The sequence below is a fragment of the Cloacibacillus evryensis DSM 19522 genome (assembly GCF_000585335.1).
Classification (GTDB): Bacteria; Synergistota; Synergistia; order Synergistales; family Synergistaceae; genus Cloacibacillus; species Cloacibacillus evryensis.
Map to the genome: position 1 here is coordinate 3,188,252 of NZ_KK073872.1, position 16,095 is coordinate 3,204,346.

Genomic DNA, 16,095 nt, shown 5'->3' on the forward strand with positions numbered 1-16,095 from the left:
GGCGATCGGCCTTTAAAATCGACTTTTGCATCCTCCGCATGAAAAGCACCTCCTGTTTCCTTCTGCGGGTACAGGATAACAGGAAGTTATAAACCGGATATTTTATGAGTTTAAACAGATGATAAAATCCGCGGCGGCGTCCAGCGGGAATACGGCCCTGCCGTCATTGCCCCTTAAAACGGTAGCCCGCGCCCCAAACCGTCTGTATATAGCGCGGTTTGCCCGGGTCCTCTTCGATCTTTTCGCGCAGCCTGTTGATATGGACGGCCACGGTAGAGTTGTCGCCCATCGCCTCCATGCCCCAAATATTTTCGTAAAGCGCCTCGCGGCTGAATACTCGCTCCGCGTTCAGCATCAAAAAGAGCAGCAGCTCATATTCTTTGTTTTTCAGTTCCGTCTCTTTGCCCTCCACCGTCACCCGCCGCGAGGCCGTGTTCACCGCAACGCCGCCAAGCGTTATTTCCGCGGGCGCGGCCGAGGGCTGGGTCAGGCGGGCGTAGCGCGCCAGATGGGCCTTCACGCGCGCCACGAGCACGCCGGGCGAGAAGGGCTTTTCAATGTAGTCGTCGGCTCCGAGGCCCAGACCGCGGATCTTATCGATGTCCTCCTGCCGCGCGGTCACCATCAGGATGGGGATGTCGAGCTTTTCCCGCAGCTTCCGGCAAACAGTAAAGCCGTCGACTCCGGGCAGCATAAGGTCGAGCAGGATCAGGTCGAAGCCGCCCGAAAGTCCGCGGGCCAGGCCGCTCGTGCCGTCCTGGGCGCTTTCAACGGAAAATCCGTTCAGCTCAAGGTAATCGCGTTCGATCTCCGTGATCGAAATGTCGTCCTCGATGATCAGAATTTTACTCATGTGCGTCTCCCTTCCCGGGCAGCCAAATCAAAATCGCCAGCCCTCCGCCGGCGGCGTTTTCCGCGCTGATGACGCCGCCCATCCGTGATATCGCCTTCGCCGCGATGGCGAGCCCCAGGCCGCTGCCCTGCCGCGGGTCGCGGCGCGCCGGGTCGCTGCGGTAAAAGAGCTCGAATAGCTTCGGCAGCGCCTCTTCGGGAACGCCGGGGCCGTCGTCAGTCATCGTCAGCAGAAAGCCTTCGCCCTCTGGCCGGAGTTCGACCGTCATGCGCCCCTGCGCGGCGGTCTTATATTTCGCGGCGTTGTCCAGCACGTTCGTCAAAACGCGGCGCAGCTCAGTGGGATCGGCGAATATCTCCGCGCGGCTGAGACTTGAATCTATGCGCAGCCCCCTCGCCTCATACTCGCCGCCGGTCTCGCGCAAAAGCGTTTCGATCTCCTCATCGAGACGAAGCGGCCTCGGATGCACCGGGTATTCCTCCAGATCCATTTTGGAAAAGAGGAATATCTGCGAGACCATTCGCTGGATGTCCTCCGCCTTCGCCTTGATCGTCAGCAGGTATTTATGGCGCGCCTGCGGCGTCTGCGCGACGCCGTCCAACAGCCCCTCGACATAGGCCTGTATCGAGGTCAGCGGGGAGCGCAGGTCGTGCGAGATGCCGGCCATCAGCTCACGGCGGCTCTCCTCCTGCCGTTGAGTCTCGTCCACCGAGGCCTTCAGGCGTCCCGCCATCTCATTGAAGGCGTCGCAGACCGGCGCGAATTCGTCCCGTTCGTTGTAGACGATCCGGTGGTCCAGGTTGCCGTCGCGGATCTGGCAGACTCCGTCCGCCAGGATATCGAGCGGGTCGGCGATCTTTTGCAGCATGAATTTAGTCAGGAAACGGTTCGTCAGCAAGACGGACAAAAATATGGCAAAGAGCAGCACTATCGCGGCAAAGACGACGGCGGCCTTGAGAGTGGAATAGGAGAACTCGCTGTTGCTGTGAAAGACGTATATCTGCCACAGCCCCTCTTTGGCGGCCATCCTGTGAGCATAGAGGTTTCTGCCGTCGCGGGAGAGCATGCCTTCGCCCTGCAGCGCTTCGGCCGCGGAGACGAACGCCGCGTCATGCGCGGACCGGCTGCCGTAAGTAAAATAGGATTTTCCGTCCAACAGGACGGAGAGCGTCATTTCGCTGCGTTCTAGGAACCCGCTCAGCTCCCTGAGCTTATCCGCCCGTTCCCCGGGCTTTGCCCGCAGAGCCTTTTCCACCGTCTCCGAGATCGCCGCCGCGGCCTCGAAAAAGTCCTCGCTCTCCTCGAAGCCCAGGCCGGTCCCGTGCTCCACCACATACCAGATGCCGGAGATGCAGGCGACGCCGACAAGCACCGAAATGAAGACCGGTGCGAGGATCATGCACAAATTGGAGAGAAAAAGCCGTTTTTTGATCGTCACCTGAGACACCCGCTTTACGCACGTTATTCCGATACATAACGATACCACGAAATCTTAAACTGTCGATAAACTGACGGAAATTCCCGGGACAGACACATGAACGCCGGCCGCCCTAGCCCGCGGCGACCGGCGTTTTCATTAAAATAATCGAGACATCGAAAAAACGCCGCGCGTTTACCGCGGCGGCGTTTTCTGAAACCTATCCTTTATCTCTTGCGGAAACGGGCAGCCGCTATTTTTTCGCAGTTACGGCAAACCCCGTCTCGGTCTCCTTCCACTCCGTCTTCCATCCGGCGTGCTGCGCGAAACGGATGACGTTTTCACGCGAAGTGACGGTATCGACAAGTATCTCCACGCTGCCGGAACTCATCTTGTCAAGCACCCTCTTGGTCTCTATCACAGGCTGCGGGCAGGAGAGGCCGCGCGCGTCGACGATCTTCTTTTCCATCTCTAAAACCTCCTATGCCATCTTATTTCTGAAGCCGAATCCGACCAGCAGACAGAATATAAGCCCGATTATCGTCGCAGGCGCGCCGAAACCGCCGATTCCGGCGCCGGAGCTCGCAAGCGAAAAGTTATGCGCGAAGGCCGCGCCCACAAGCATGCCGAGGATGAAGCTCCCCGCGTCGGAGTCGCCCTCGCCCGACATGATAAGCATCCTGCCGGGACAGCCGCCGGCCAGCGTGAAGGCGAGTCCGGAGAGCACCATGCCGAGGAAGTTCCAGAGCTGCATCGTATGCGCCACGGGCTGTCCCTCAAAACCGGCTTTGAACTGGCCGAGAGCCATGTTAGCGACAAACGCCGCGAGGATGAAGGCGGCGATGCCCTTAAACAGGTGCGGATCCCTGACCATGATCAGGTCGCGCACCGCGCCGATCGTGCAGAAACGCGTGCGCTGCGCGAGCCAGCCGACGACGAGTCCGGCGCCGAGCGAGATAAGGATGGGGGCGTGAGCCGCTCCCGGCCCCTTCTCTGAAAAGAAGATCGGGCCGGCGCCTTCGGGACCGAAGAGCGGCCTGGCAAAGAGCAGCGCGAGGATGGCCAGGGCAAGCAGCGGCATTACGAGTCCCGCCGCTTTCGGCGTGGGTCGCGCCGCGCCGAGGCTGAAGCCGTTATAGAGGAACCAGACGCCGATGCCGATACCGGCGATCAGCCCCGCGATGCCGGCGATGGCGTTCCAGTCCCCTCCCGCGAGGCGCAGATAGGCCCGCCACGGGCAGCCGAGGAAGACGAGCGCGCCGATCATCGCGAAGAAGCCCAGCGCGAAGCGCACCATCGGCGAAGAGCCGCCGCGCGGCCTGTATTCCGCAAAGGCCAGCGCCGAAGCGAAGGCTCCGAGGATAAAGCCCGCGATCTCAGGGCGCAGATACTGCACGACGGCGGCGCGGTGCAGACCGAAGGCGCCGGCGATATCCCGCGTGAAGCAGGCGACGCAGAATCCCATATTTCCGGGGTTCCCAAACTTCACAAGCAGCGCCGCAATGACGCCGAGGATGAGTCCGGCTATCGCCGGGCCATTCTTTGACATAAGAAAACGATCCAAAATATTTACCTCCTGTTGGCTTTGATTGTGAAAAAACATAAAACGACCACGCGCCGGCAGGCGTACCGGCCGTCTCCTCACATATCAATACAGCAGAAAAGAAAAGTGTTTATCCTTTTAAAAGCGGGCATGCGGGAGGACGGCAACAGACGGCAGACTCGGTACACGAGCCGAATTAACCGATCACGTCATGACAGCCTTCCCCCTTAAAAAATTCTTTTACATAACATCTTCTCTATTATAAGCACTAACCTTATACTTTTGCAATTTGTGTCAGGAGATTGTTGTGCAAGAGCCTAAACAGCGGACGGCTGCGTTCCGCGGGCAATTATCCCGGCAAAAAATGTTCTTAAAAAGAAACATTTAATCATTATGCCTACGCAGAGAGATATAAGCATAAAGCGCAATGTGCAGACGATAAAATAAGATTATACTTACCAATATGATGCTATGAGAATAAATAACAGGGGAAAATATAAGTCCGATGCGGGAAGGGATGAAACAAAATGACTGCGAGCAGAGAATCCAAGGGGCCGACAGCAAAAAGGATAAGAAGGAGTCCCGAACTGCTTATAAAAGAGCTTGATACAAAAATGAAAAAACTGGAAGAGCGGATCTATAAAAAAAATAAGGATGCGGTCCATTATATTGGCGCAGCCATTTTAAAGCGCGCCAATTTTGATTTCTCCTCTTTTACGCACGAGGATCTGGAAGCGGTCCAAAATATGACGCCGCGCGGCGAAGCCATGATAACGGAAATCATCAAAAAAGCCAACCAGAGCTAATGTCCCCCCATAAACCCCAGAGCAGAGAGAGGCGGTCCTTGACCGTCTCTCTTTGTGCTTTGAGGAACCCCGGCAAACAGGTACGTCCGCAGGCCGGACGCGCCGCTATATGAGGAATTGGAAAAGATCGGGCTTGTCGTTTAGATATTCGTAGACGATGTTGTGCTGCTTCATTCGCTTGACAAGCGGCGCGAAATCCTCCGCGTGGCGCAGCTCGATCCCCACCACCGCGGGACCGCGTTCGCGCGAGTTTTTCTTGGAATACTGGAAGTGCGTGATGTCGTCGTCTGGGCCGAGCACCCGCTCAAGAAATTCGCGCAGCGCGCCCGCCCTCTGCGGGAAGCGCAGGATGAAATAATGCTTCAGCCCCTGGTGGAGCTGCGAGCGTTCCTTGATCTCCTCCATACGCGTTATGTCGTTGTTGCTGCCGCTGATGACGCAGACGACGTTCTTGCCGCGGATATCATCTTTTATATATTCAAGCGCGGAGACTGATACGGCTCCCGCGGGTTCAACGACGATGGCGCTCTCATTATAGAGGCTCAATATCGTCGTGCAGATCTGCCCCTCAGGCACCTGAACGAGGCGGTCCACCACCTCGCGGCAGATGTCAAAGGTGATGTCCCCCGCCTTGCGCACCGCGATGCCGTCCGCGAAGGTGTCTATTTCGGACAGCTCGACCGGCTCTCCCGCGTCAAAGGCCGCCTTCATCGAGGCCGTGCCGGTGGATTCCACGCCGACGACGCAGGTCTCCGGGCTGAGGCTCTTGAAGACGCTGCCGACTCCCGCCATCAGCCCGCCGCCGCCGATCGGCAGCAGGATATAGTGAAAGTCTCCGAATGCCTCGTTGAGAATATCGAGGGCCAGCGTAGCCTGCCCTTCGATTATCTGCGGATCGTTGAAGGGGTGGATGAAGGTGCCGTTCTGCGACTCGCACCAGGCGACCGCCTCGCTGCAGGCGTCGTCGTAGGTGTCGCCCGTCAGCACGATGTTTATATTATCCTTGCCGAACATCTTTACCTGGTTTATCTTCTGTTTCGGCGTCGGTTTCGGCATAAAAATGGTCCCCTGGATGTCAAGCTTGTTGCAGGCGAGGGCGACCCCCTGCGCGTGGTTGCCCGCCGAGGCGCAGACGACGCCGCGCGCGAGCTCCTCCTGCGAAAGCCCGGATATCTTGTTATAGGCGCCGCGTATCTTATAAGAACGGACGATCTGCATATCCTCGCGCTTGAGCCAGATATTGGCTCCATACCGTTCGGACAACTGGATGTTCAGCATAAGCGGCGTATTTACCACTACGCCGCTTATGCGCTGCTTTGCTTTCTGAATATCGTGAAGCTGAGGCCGGTAGTCTGACATCTTAAGACCCTAAAGCCTTACGTTGATGATCGCCGTGACGCCCACGCCCTTGACGCGGCGGAAACGCTGGATCGGGTTGAGCGAATCTATCGGGATCAGCGCCGTCGCGCGGACGCTGCTGAATTCTCCCTCAAGCTGTGCCACCGCCTTGGTACGGTCGATGGCGTCCTTGGTCGTAGCGCCGACCTGGGCGGCGCCAATACGCGTGCCGTCGCCGATCGAGACGATAGGCACCACCTTTGTGTATCCCTCATACTTGACGCCTTTGTTGAAGGTGATCGTGTTGATGAAATCGTTCATCTGCGGCGAGATGGCCGTTACGAGCCAGCCGCCGGCGACGCCGATGGCTCCTTTCTTGAGGATGTCACCGAGGTCCAGCGCCTTTGCCGCGGGTACGGATACCACCATCACCGCGCAGATAAGCGCCGCCGCCACGGCGTTATGGATTTTTTTCTTCATCATTCTCATTTCAGACCTTTCTTTTAATATACCGCTAATATGCTACCGAACTTGGCCTGTGTCTTTTATCGAGTATCTCGATCATGACACGGTCCACCGTTCTCATTCCCTCGCGCGATATGCGCCCGACATTTTCCACCGTCTCTTCGATCGTCTCGCCGAAAACTCCCTGCGGGACGGCAAGCTTCTGCCCCATGAGCGCCCACTCCGCCGCGTAATAGGCTTCGGCGGCCGCGGCTCCGACCTTCAGCGCGCAGCTCTCCTTTGCCCCGTCGCAGAGCATCCCCGCGATATTCGCAAGCAACAGGCTCATCGCGGTGCATATCTGTTCGTAGCTTCCGCCCATCAGATAGGTCATGCCCGCGGCGGCTCCCGCTCCCGCGGCGACGGAACAGCCGCAGACGGGGGAGAGGCGTCCCAGGTTATGCTTGACGAAGCTCGTCGCGATATGGCTCACGGCGACGGCCTTCGCGATCTCATCCTCGCTCTTGCCGGCCCGTTTCCCCAGCACCGCGACGGGGAGGATCGCCGTTATCCCGTGATTGCCGCTGCCGGCGCTGCTCATGACGGGAAGCAGGATGCCGGACATCCTCGCCTCCGCCGCGGCGGCGCAGGTGCTGCGTATCTCCATCGCCACGGGGATCGGGCCGCAGGCAGGGTCGATCTTAAGCAAAGAACGCCCGAACTTGCTGCTCTGAAGGCAGGCGCCGCAGCTGCTGCACTCTTCCTGAGTCTTGAAGCCGCCGTCCGCGACCCTGTAGTTCATGTTGATGCCGTCCCATATAAAACTGACATCTTCGGCGTCGATCTCATCGGCCAGGGCGAGCGCCTCCTGCAGAGTCTGCGGGAAGCCGTCGTCAAAGCCGCTTGCAGACACACCATTGCGCTCAGCTTCAAATTTAGTTTCGTTGTCCAACACCGTTTTGACAACGTTAGAATGGCTGTTTTCGATGAGGCAGACCGCCTTGTGTCCGGGGGTGAACACTGATGCAAGCACATATACGCCGCTCCGGTCAGGATCACAATAGATGGAAACGCGCTCGTCGCGCACCCAGGCCTCGGCCTTCGCCACATCCTCAAGCGTGCTGCTGCGAAGCACCTCCAAACCTAAAGAGGCGTCGCCGCAGATCGCGCCCATCGCCGCCGCGATGGCGTTGCCGCGCGCCCCCTTCGTTCCGGGGATGCCTACCGCCATGCCGTTTTTATAGATGCTTGAGCTGACCGTCACGCGTACCGCGGCAATATCGTCCCTGTCCGGCAGCTCCGCACAGGCGTGGGCCACCGCGAGGGGCCACCGCCCCCGGCTCGGTACATCCCAACGCGGGTTTCACCTCATTGCGAAGAAACTCTTTTAATGTCAGCAATGTTTTCCCTCCTTAATTTCGATAATCATTTTTTCCGGACAGTGCCGATAGATACCATGTCCCCCAGCACTACGCCTCGTTCTTTTGCCGAACGTCTGTCGTGGCTTTGAATGATGATATTCATATGGTTAGGCATATGAATATCGTCAAAGCCGACAACTTTCCCTATCAGCCTGCCTGCTATATATAAGCCATCGCCTAAGATTATATGCCCTCCCTGCAAAACTTCAAAGAAGCAGATATAACCTATTTTATTCACTTCTCCGCCAAGCTCGATGCCGTCTTCATCCGTAACTATCACCTCATGGATATCATATTTTTTCAGCGACCTTGCGTAGTGGTTTTCGACCTTCAGCTTTCTGTCATCCCTCGTCCCATCCAAAACGACGATCACCTCTCCCTCGGCATCCCTTTTAGCGTGAAAGATATCGGGGTTAAATTTTAAAATCATCCATCATCCCACCCTTTCCATGATCTTTAAACGGCATAACATAATATAAATCAAGCCCTCCTCTATGATCAAAGGAGGGCCTGCAAAAACAATTCACCGGAGAATAATATTAATTGGCCGCCCGCAGTGCCTTTCCACTCTTTTTAAACTGCGCGAACATCAGCGCGAATAACATTGCGAGTCCGGCGATATCCGAGATAGTCTCCGGCACGATGAGAAGGAGTGCCGCGACAATGAACAAAGCCCGCATCGGCCATCCCATGCTGCCCTTCCAGTAGCCGATGACGCCTATCCCCAGCCCCATTATACCCATCACGCAGGTAAAAAAGACCCAGGCGATGGACGGAACAGACCCCAAGCCAAGCAGCGCGGGATTATAGACGAAGACAAACGGTATAAGGAAAAGGATTATGGCGAGACGTACCGCTTCGATGCCGGTCTCCCACAGGCCGGTCTCCGCAATACCGGCCGCCGTATAAGAGGCGATTGCGACTGGCGGCGTAATCATCGACATATTGGCAAAATAGAAAATGAACATATGAGCGACTATCGCCTCCACGCCAAGGTTCTGCATCGCCGGCGCCAGCAGCACGGCGCTCATAATATAGGCGGCGCTGGTAGGCATACCCATTCCCATGATAATTATCATAACCGTTGAGAGGAGGAGAGCCAACAACAGGCTGTTTGCGGAGAAGGAGGCGATAACGGAACTGAAACGCAGCCCCAGGCCGGTAAATACGACCTCCCCAATGACGATCCCAGCCAAAGCACAGGGAAGGGCTACTATTACGGATGCTTTTGTCCCATCGACTCCCATATCGATAATCTCTCTGATCGACAGCCGCGTATCTTTCTTGACCTGGCAAAGAAGGATGAGTACCACGGTGGAGGCAAGAGCGGAATACATTAGCGAACGCCCCATGGCGATCAGAGAGACAAGTACGACTATCGGAAGCATAAGGTGCAGATAGCCCTTTATTATGGCAAGGTGTTCTTTAGCGTCTATAACCTCGGGCTTTATTTCCTGCTTGCTGGCTTCAAGATGTACTTCCCAGAGCAGCGAACCGACATAAAGCAGCGCCGGCAGCGTCGCGCAGAGAATGATTTTAAAATAGGATATCCCGATCATATCCGCCATAATGAACGCCGAGGCCCCCATTACTGGAGGGATAAGCTGTCCTCCTGTACCGGCAGTGGCAAGGAGCGCCGCGCTGAATACCGGCTTGAAGCCGCCCTTTTCCATCATTGGGTATGTAATGACCCCGACGGAGGCGACATTTGCGGCGGCGCTGCCGCTGATCATCCCGAACAACCCCGACGCGAGAATAGAGGCCTTGCCCGGGCCCCCGACGGAATTACGGGTGGCGTATTTAGCAATCGAAACAAATAATTTCCCCGCCGGCGTCGCGGCCAGAAAAGCTCCGAAAATCATAAAGTAAAAGATCGTGTCCGCGGAGGCGGCTATCGGGCTCGAGAAAATACCGCCGGTGGTCATTACTTGATTTTCCACGAAGCTGATCAGATCCACTCCAGGATGAGACAGAATGCCGGGAAGGCTTTTGCCGAAAAAGCTGTAGGCCATGAATATCACGGCGATAATCGTCATCGACCAGCCAAGGTATCGCCTGCCGGCCTCCATCAAAAGAAGAACGAGGGAAAAGGCGAAAATCTTGTCCAGCAAGAACAGGTCGTCAACGAAGGGAATCCTCTCCACGATTCTCACTGAATTTACTGCGATGTGAATCATAAACGCGAAGGTGACCAGGAAACAGGCGGCGTCAACAAACGCTGAAAGCACGGGCTTGTCCTTGATAAAAGGTTTAAGGAGGAAAACCAGCAGCAATGCAAAGCCAACATGCAGCGGTTTTATGACCATTCCCTGAACAGGTACAAAAGCTATATATATCTGCCCCGCCAGCCAGCAGAGAGAGACGATAAAGGCCAGCCGTTTACGTATATTTTCCAATTAAGACCATTCCTTCCAAACGATCTTGCCCTCAAATGTCACACTAGAACGGGTTCCGGGTTAAGAGACAGGGGGAAAGGCTGATTGCTGAACTCAATTCCCCCTGAGAGCTGCGCTATAAAAATTTCTTGACGAATATCGGGTTATTTAATATATCCTTTTTCTTTGTAATACTTCGCAGCGCCGGGGTGAAGCGGGACACCGCCAAGGTTTTCCGGATTGCCGGCTTTTGCCGGTTCAAAATCCGCGAAAGCCTTATGCCCTTTCACAAGCGCCTCCTTACCCTCGACTACGGCTTTAGTGATCTTATACGCGGTCTCGTCATCCATCTTGTCAGTGACCGTAAGCGTGGAGCGATATCCGGGCAGGACCAGGTCTGCGGTCTGTCCCTTGAAACTGTCCTTCGGGAGCGGTGACTGGGTATACCCATACTTTTCAAGTTTTTTCAGTGCACCCTTGGAAATTGTGATAAGGTCTATCTTGCCTAGCACCGCAAGCTCCGTGAAAGTCGGATGCCCCTTGGAGAGAGCCTGGATAAAGACGTCACAGCGGCCGTCCTTTATCGCGTTCGTAATGGCCTCAAAGTCCGTATGGTCTACGGCTCCCCCCCACTTCTTGATATCGTCGTAATTCATGCCGACCGCCTCCAGCACATGAGCGGCCGAAGCCTCGCCGGTGGTGCCGCGCTGAACCGTCATCAGGCGGATCTTCTGCTTGTTCTTTACAACATCTTCCAGCGATTTGATGCCGCTGCCCCGACGCACGGCGATACCTACATAGAACTGATCCAGCCCTCCGGCCAATGTCCGAATGTTCTTTATCGGCTGTTCAAAAAGGACCTGCCCGTTCCAGGCCCAGAGGTTATTGTTATCCATCGTGAGGGCGATGTTCATCTGATTCTTGCCCATCAGTTTAAGATTGCCGATGCCTCCGGCGATCGGCGCGGCGTCTATCTTCATATCAGGATAGGCCTTCTTAACCGCGTCAGCAATGCAGGCCGCCTGAACGTACCACGTACTGCCGACCTTATTGGAGCCGATCTTGAGGTCCTGTTGGGCGGCAAAACCGCTTGCGCACACAAAAAAGATTGTCATTACAGATGCCAAAATACCCAGAATAGCCCTATTGCCCTTTTTCATAAAAATAGCCTCCTTACCCTTTTCATAATGGTGTCATTACGATTCCTTACACTTTCAAGTTCTTTTGACGCCAGCCCGTGGAAGGATTCCCGCGTTATTTCTTTAATAACAATATGGGATATTGTTTTCCACGGCGTTGGGAATCCAGCGCGGCACCGGCGGTACCAATTCGCTCTCATCCGGGACCCGCAGTTCGATCAGCACGGGACCGCTATATTCGATGGCCTCTTTCAGCGTTTCGCCTATCTTCGCGGGATCGTCAAGCTTGTATGCTTTCACGCCAAAAGCCCTCGCTACCCCAGCATAATCCACCGCGCCAAAATCCGTGGCGAAGAAGTCGGAACGGTAAACATGAGCCGTTTCTCCTTTGATCCAACCAAAAACATTGTTATTACAGACGATCATTTTGACATTTACGCCAAGACGGGCGTATGTCTCAAGTTCACCGCAGTTAAAATGAAAACTGCCGTCTCCTCCCATCGCGATCACGGTATGGTCGGGGTGGGCCACGGCGACGCCGACTGCGGCGGGCAGGGCGTAACCGAGCGCTCCGTTTGAATAATTTGAAAGGAAGAGACGCCCCTGTTTTGTCTGTTTTATGTAGGCGGCGGAGAAAATGCTGCCAACGCTGGGCTCTACCACAATATAGCTTTTCTCGGGCAGCAGCGCCTCTAGCTCCTTCATAAAACGCACCGGATGTATGGGAGACTGTTCGGAGCTTTCAATTCCTTTGAGTGATTCGTCAAGCGCCCTCATAGCCGGCGCCGCTTCGCAGCCGTTCTCCGCGTTGGACCTGACGCCTTCGGCCTTTATCTTCTCGACCATCATCGCCACCGTCGCCTTGGCGTCGCCTAGAAGGACAGCATCCGTGCGGTAATTGTTCCCAGCGTCCACTCCATCAATGTTAAGATATATAACCTTCAGGCCATCACTCTGTTTGGGAAGTTTCCAGGCATCCGTGCCAGCGGAGTCCGTGTTGGAACCGATGAAGAATACGAGGTCGGCCGTCTCGAGAAATTTATTCGAATAGCTCGTGCCGCCTCTGGCGCCGATCAGACGAATCGAAAGAGGGTGAGTTTCAGAGATCGTTCCCTTGCCCGTCATCGTGCAGCCGACCGGAATATTGAGCCGTTCGGCAAGCGCCCTGACTTCATCGCCGGCATCGGAGATCAAAGCGCCCTGACCGCAGACGATTACCGGGCGTTTGGCCGTGGACAGCAGTTTTATCGCTTTGTCGATCTGGGAGAAGTCCGCGACCGGACGATATGCCGGCCATTCAGCCATGCAGGGATCAGCGTAGAGATCGTCTATCTCCGCCTCCTCCGTATATATATCCATCGGCACCCTGATATGCACCGCGCCGGGGCGGCCTGAGAGCGCGACTCTGAAGGCCCTGCGGATAAGAAACGGAATATCCTTAGCCTTCGTCACAAGGATGCTCTCTTTCGTGACGGCACTATAAAGACGGTTCTGGTCGAAACCGGAGAGCATATTTCTCTTATCGTTATTGTATGGCACATCCGAGGTGAAACATATCGTCGGAACGGCTCCTGTAAATGATTCGAGAACGCCCGGGACTGGATGCGAACCTCCTGGACTCGGCGCTTCGCTGATGCCGACCCGTCCGCTGACCTTCGCGTAAGCCTCTGCCATGTAGGCGGCAGCCCGTTCGTCATGAGTCAGAATGTGTTCTATCTCGGCACATTTCAGCCACTCACGGTAAAATCCCAGCGTCGTCTCTCCGGGCAGGCCAAAAACATGCTTGACCCCGTGAAGCTTCAGCATTTCTAATATAATCTGCGCACCAGACATATTCATACGCATACCCCCAATATTTTTTGAAAACTGATCATCGCCGCCCGTCATAGATGAGCAGCAATAATATAAGCAAAATTTACTTTATTGTCAACCACAAAAGTCTTTTCAATAATTTATTGTTTTGGACATGAATCATGTTACAAAAGTTTTGTGCCCAACAACGCAGAAAAGACCGCCGCTGTCGGAGCGGAGGCCTTAGACCTTGCAAAAACAGATATTCCGTAAACGGCTGTGGGGACGGTAAAAAATGTTTCTATTCGAGGCGGAGCTTCTTCGCGTTGCTTATGACATCCGTAAGGTGTTTTCCCATCAGTAAAGCCGCTTTGTCCGGGTCGTGATCTTTTATCGCCTGCAATACTTTTTCATGTGAAACATTGACAGGCTGATTATACATTTTGAATGTCCCGATAAAGAAATCCTGCCACTGGACCGACAGACCGATCAGGTCATAAAGGTTGCTGAGGATCGAGCTGCGGGCCATCTTAATGACGGTCTTGTGAAAGGCTGCGGAATGGTCGGCATAGTTTTCATTCTTTTCCATCCCGCTGTACTGCGCCCGCACGATGTCTTCCAATTCAGCGATATCCTCCGGAGTTGCCTTGAGCGCCGCCTGATATGCAGCTTCGCGCTCGAGCGCGCGTCTCGCCGTTAAAATATCCACCACATTATAGTTATGTATGGGGCTTTTCTCCATAAGTTTTTTCAGCGTCTCACCATATTTCTTCGTCGCCTCAAGGTTAGCAAGCCTCTCGATACCTTTATCTGTTATGACATGCCCTTGAAACCCCTTCCGCTCGAGCATGCCTCTCTGGCGAAAAGAACGGAGCGCCCTGCCGATGCCGGCCTCGCTTATCACTATGCCCTGCCGTTCCAGTATCTCGGCAATCGCACCCGCTCCCATAGGCGTTTCAGCCTCACGCATCATATGCAATATGGGAAACTCCAAGGGGTTGACATTTTCTTCCACAGTCTTCATAGCCTTCCTCCAAGCCTTAAAAAAACCATCCATCGTATCAACGTTACGAGGTAATTATAAAACATATAATATCTTTATGTGCAAGCATCTATTTGTGGGGTGATTCCGCCTCAGGTCATAAGGATCCGGACAATTACCTGACAAAAGTCAATTTATTTATTGAATTATTATCCCGTAGTTGACAAATAATCCCGGCTAATGTAATTTTATTGGCGTTTTTGCCATTTACGGCTATTTTATACGAACCTCAGGAGGCACTTTTTATGGAATCATACGCAACAGACCTACTCACCGCGCTGGCCGTCGTAATGAACGGGATACCGCAGGGGTTGCTTTCACTTTCGCTCGGCTTCGCGGCGTTCCCCACCGCGATAGCCTTTCTCATCGGAGCCGCCGGCTCGTTCGCCTTCAACTCCGTGGCTACCATATCTTTCCAGGCCGAGACTATCGCCGTCGCCGGCAAGATGGGCAGCACGCCGCGCGAGAGAATGAGCCTCGTCTTTTGGGGCGCGCTCTTCCTTCTCATCCCCTCGCTGCTCGGACTTAACGAAAAGATCGTCGAAATGATCGGCCCCGTCATCGTCAACGCGATGATGGCCGGCGTCGGCGTCATGCTCGCGCTCGTTTCGGTCGATATGCTTGAATCCGAGAAGTATTCCGGCATTTCCTCTATGGCGGTCGCGCTCGCCACCTGGTTCGTCACCTTCGACCTCGCGAAGACGGTGATCATCTCCGTGATTGCCGCGACGATCGTTTTCAATGTGCTGAAGAAATACGGCAGGGTCGAGGTGCAGAACCTCTCCGTCGACGAGAGCCGCGAGCGGCTCACGCTGGGAAACATTGAATGGAAGATCTGGGAGCATCCCCGGATCGTCGTCAGCGCCCTCGCCCTCGCCTGCCTCAATATCGGGGCCAACATCAGCTTCGGCAAAATAACCGGCGGCATCGCGAATACCAACGCCAATATCGACCACCTCGCCATCTATTCCTCGCTCGCCGACATGGGCTCCTCATTCTTCGGCGGCGGCCCGGTCGAGGCCATCATCTCGGGAACGGCGACGGCGCCGCATCCTGTGACCGCCTCGATCATGATGATGCTGATAATGGCGGCGATCCTCCTGCTCAAGCTGCTGCCGGTGCTTGGGAGGTATGTCCACAGCGCCGCGATATCCGGGTTCCTCTTCGTCCTCGGCGTCTTCGTCACCTTCATTTCAAACATTCAGGCGGCGATATCGCTCGCCCCGGCGGCGCAGGGCCCCTTCGGCTTCTCTCCGTGGGGCATGGCCATCGGCGTCACCGTGATCGCCTCGGCCCGCTGGAACCCCTTTTACGGACTGCTCGCCGGCGTCGCGATAAAAATAATCTTCGGACTCTAAAGGAGGACAAAACTATGAACGAAAGCTATACGCTGCATGTCGCGGGGCTCGTGCGCGAACTGAAGAAGGTGAGGATCGCCCCGGACCTCCGCATCGCCTCCTTCGTCATGCTCGGCGACACCCGGCTCATCGAAAAATGCGCCGACGCGCTCTATGAAAAGATAAAGGGGCTGGGGGATATAAACATGCTCGTCTGTCCCGAGGCGAAGGGCATACCGCTCACGCACGCCCTCGCTGTGCGTATGGGCGTCGATTACGTCGTCGCGCGCAAGTCGGTCAAGGGATACATGGAACATCCCATCATCGCCGAGGTCAAATCGATCACGACCACCGAAAAGCAGGTAATCGTTATCGACGAGTTCGACGCCGCCAAACTCGACGGCAAAAAAGTATGCGTCGTTGACGACGTCGTCTCTACCGGCGGCTCGCTGCGTTCGCTGGAAGAGGTGCTCGCAAAGACAGGCTGTACCGTGATCAGCAAAGTCGCCGTACTGCTTGAGGAGGGCGGCTATTCTAACGACGACCTCATATATCTGGAAAGGCTTCCCATCTTCAAAGATTAGTAAAA

General features: G+C 55.3%; 15 protein-coding genes. 3 read left to right on the top strand and 12 right to left on the bottom strand.

The window, feature by feature from the left end:
• Positions 1-163: 163 nt before the first annotated feature.
• The 4 genes from CLOEV_RS14275 to yedE form a co-directional block, all read right to left on the bottom strand.
• A complete protein-coding gene (locus tag CLOEV_RS14275; protein WP_008708872.1) occupies positions 164-853 on the bottom strand; it encodes a response regulator transcription factor in 690 nt (229 codons plus the stop codon).
• Positions 846-2,291, bottom strand: a complete 1,446-nt coding sequence (locus CLOEV_RS14280; protein ID WP_245591138.1) for a sensor histidine kinase — start codon at positions 2,289-2,291, stop codon at positions 846-848. The genes CLOEV_RS14275 and CLOEV_RS14280 overlap by 8 nt, the downstream gene beginning before the upstream one ends.
• A gap of 232 nt (positions 2,292-2,523) precedes the next feature.
• Entirely contained in the window at positions 2,524-2,739 is a 216-nt protein-coding gene (locus CLOEV_RS14285) for a sulfurtransferase TusA family protein (RefSeq protein ID WP_008708870.1), read from the bottom strand.
• 12 nt (positions 2,740-2,751) lie between these two features.
• Positions 2,752-3,819, bottom strand: a complete 1,068-nt coding sequence (yedE, locus tag CLOEV_RS14290) for a YedE family putative selenium transporter (RefSeq protein ID WP_034446109.1) — start codon at positions 3,817-3,819, stop codon at positions 2,752-2,754.
• A 521-nt stretch (positions 3,820-4,340) separates the two neighbouring features.
• Between yedE and CLOEV_RS14295 the strand changes: the two genes are divergently transcribed.
• Positions 4,341-4,619 carry a hypothetical protein gene (locus CLOEV_RS14295; RefSeq protein ID WP_008708868.1) on the top strand — a complete coding sequence of 93 codons (279 nt, stop codon included), beginning with the start codon at positions 4,341-4,343 and terminating at the stop codon, positions 4,617-4,619.
• A gap of 105 nt (positions 4,620-4,724) precedes the next feature.
• Here CLOEV_RS14295 and ilvA read toward each other — a convergent pair whose 3' ends face one another.
• From ilvA to CLOEV_RS14335, 8 genes are all read right to left on the bottom strand, one after another.
• On the bottom strand, positions 4,725-5,978 hold the full coding sequence (ilvA, locus tag CLOEV_RS14300) for a threonine ammonia-lyase IlvA (protein WP_008708867.1): 1,254 nt from the start codon (positions 5,976-5,978) through the stop codon (positions 4,725-4,727).
• A 9-nt stretch (positions 5,979-5,987) separates the two neighbouring features.
• Positions 5,988-6,440: a hypothetical protein gene (locus tag CLOEV_RS14305; RefSeq protein ID WP_008708865.1), complete on the bottom strand. Its 453-nt coding sequence runs from the start codon at positions 6,438-6,440 to the stop codon at positions 5,988-5,990.
• Positions 6,441-6,471: 31 nt separating this feature from the next.
• Entirely contained in the window at positions 6,472-7,719 is a 1,248-nt protein-coding gene (locus tag CLOEV_RS14310; protein ID WP_342667584.1) for an L-cysteine desulfidase family protein, read from the bottom strand.
• A gap of 107 nt (positions 7,720-7,826) precedes the next feature.
• Positions 7,827-8,252 carry a DUF6917 domain-containing protein gene (locus tag CLOEV_RS14315; protein WP_034444576.1) on the bottom strand — a complete coding sequence of 142 codons (426 nt, stop codon included), beginning with the start codon at positions 8,250-8,252 and terminating at the stop codon, positions 7,827-7,829.
• Positions 8,253-8,361: 109 nt separating this feature from the next.
• On the bottom strand, positions 8,362-10,218 hold the full coding sequence (locus CLOEV_RS14320; protein ID WP_051485135.1) for a TRAP transporter permease: 1,857 nt from the start codon (positions 10,216-10,218) through the stop codon (positions 8,362-8,364).
• 143 nt (positions 10,219-10,361) lie between these two features.
• Entirely contained in the window at positions 10,362-11,357 is a 996-nt protein-coding gene (locus tag CLOEV_RS14325) for a TAXI family TRAP transporter solute-binding subunit (RefSeq protein ID WP_034444579.1), read from the bottom strand.
• Positions 11,358-11,459: 102 nt separating this feature from the next.
• A complete protein-coding gene (locus tag CLOEV_RS14330; protein WP_051485136.1) occupies positions 11,460-13,175 on the bottom strand; it encodes a thiamine pyrophosphate-binding protein in 1,716 nt (571 codons plus the stop codon).
• A 253-nt stretch (positions 13,176-13,428) separates the two neighbouring features.
• Positions 13,429-14,151 (bottom strand): FadR/GntR family transcriptional regulator, encoded by a 723-nt coding sequence (locus CLOEV_RS14335; protein WP_034444582.1) that lies wholly within the window; start codon positions 14,149-14,151, stop codon positions 13,429-13,431.
• A gap of 263 nt (positions 14,152-14,414) precedes the next feature.
• Between CLOEV_RS14335 and CLOEV_RS14340 the strand changes: the two genes are divergently transcribed.
• Positions 14,415-15,527 (top strand): guanine permease, encoded by a 1,113-nt coding sequence (locus tag CLOEV_RS14340; protein WP_008708861.1) that lies wholly within the window; start codon positions 14,415-14,417, stop codon positions 15,525-15,527.
• Between the two features lie 14 nt (positions 15,528-15,541).
• Complete coding sequence (locus CLOEV_RS14345; protein WP_008708860.1) at positions 15,542-16,090, top strand: phosphoribosyltransferase family protein; 549 nt, start codon at positions 15,542-15,544, stop codon at positions 16,088-16,090.
• Positions 16,091-16,095: the final 5 nt, after the last annotated feature.

Coding starts and splice junctions, on each gene's coding strand:
- CLOEV_RS14275 (WP_008708872.1), bottom strand. CDS start 853: ATGAGTAAAATTCTGATCATCGAGGACGACATTTCGATCACGGAGATC.
- CLOEV_RS14285 (WP_008708870.1), bottom strand. CDS start 2,739: ATGGAAAAGAAGATCGTCGACGCGCGCGGCCTCTCCTGCCCGCAGCCT.
- yedE (WP_034446109.1), bottom strand. CDS start 3,819: ATGTCAAAGAATGGCCCGGCGATAGCCGGACTCATCCTCGGCGTCATT.
- CLOEV_RS14295 (WP_008708868.1), top strand. CDS start 4,341: ATGACTGCGAGCAGAGAATCCAAGGGGCCGACAGCAAAAAGGATAAGA.
- ilvA (WP_008708867.1), bottom strand. CDS start 5,978: ATGTCAGACTACCGGCCTCAGCTTCACGATATTCAGAAAGCAAAGCAG.
- CLOEV_RS14305 (WP_008708865.1), bottom strand. CDS start 6,440: ATGATGAAGAAAAAAATCCATAACGCCGTGGCGGCGGCGCTTATCTGC.
- CLOEV_RS14315 (WP_034444576.1), bottom strand. CDS start 8,252: ATGATTTTAAAATTTAACCCCGATATCTTTCACGCTAAAAGGGATGCC.
- CLOEV_RS14325 (WP_034444579.1), bottom strand. CDS start 11,357: ATGAAAAAGGGCAATAGGGCTATTCTGGGTATTTTGGCATCTGTAATG.
- CLOEV_RS14330 (WP_051485136.1), bottom strand. CDS start 13,175: ATGAATATGTCTGGTGCGCAGATTATATTAGAAATGCTGAAGCTTCAC.
- CLOEV_RS14335 (WP_034444582.1), bottom strand. CDS start 14,151: ATGAAGACTGTGGAAGAAAATGTCAACCCCTTGGAGTTTCCCATATTG.
- CLOEV_RS14340 (WP_008708861.1), top strand. CDS start 14,415: ATGGAATCATACGCAACAGACCTACTCACCGCGCTGGCCGTCGTAATG.
- CLOEV_RS14345 (WP_008708860.1), top strand. CDS start 15,542: ATGAACGAAAGCTATACGCTGCATGTCGCGGGGCTCGTGCGCGAACTG.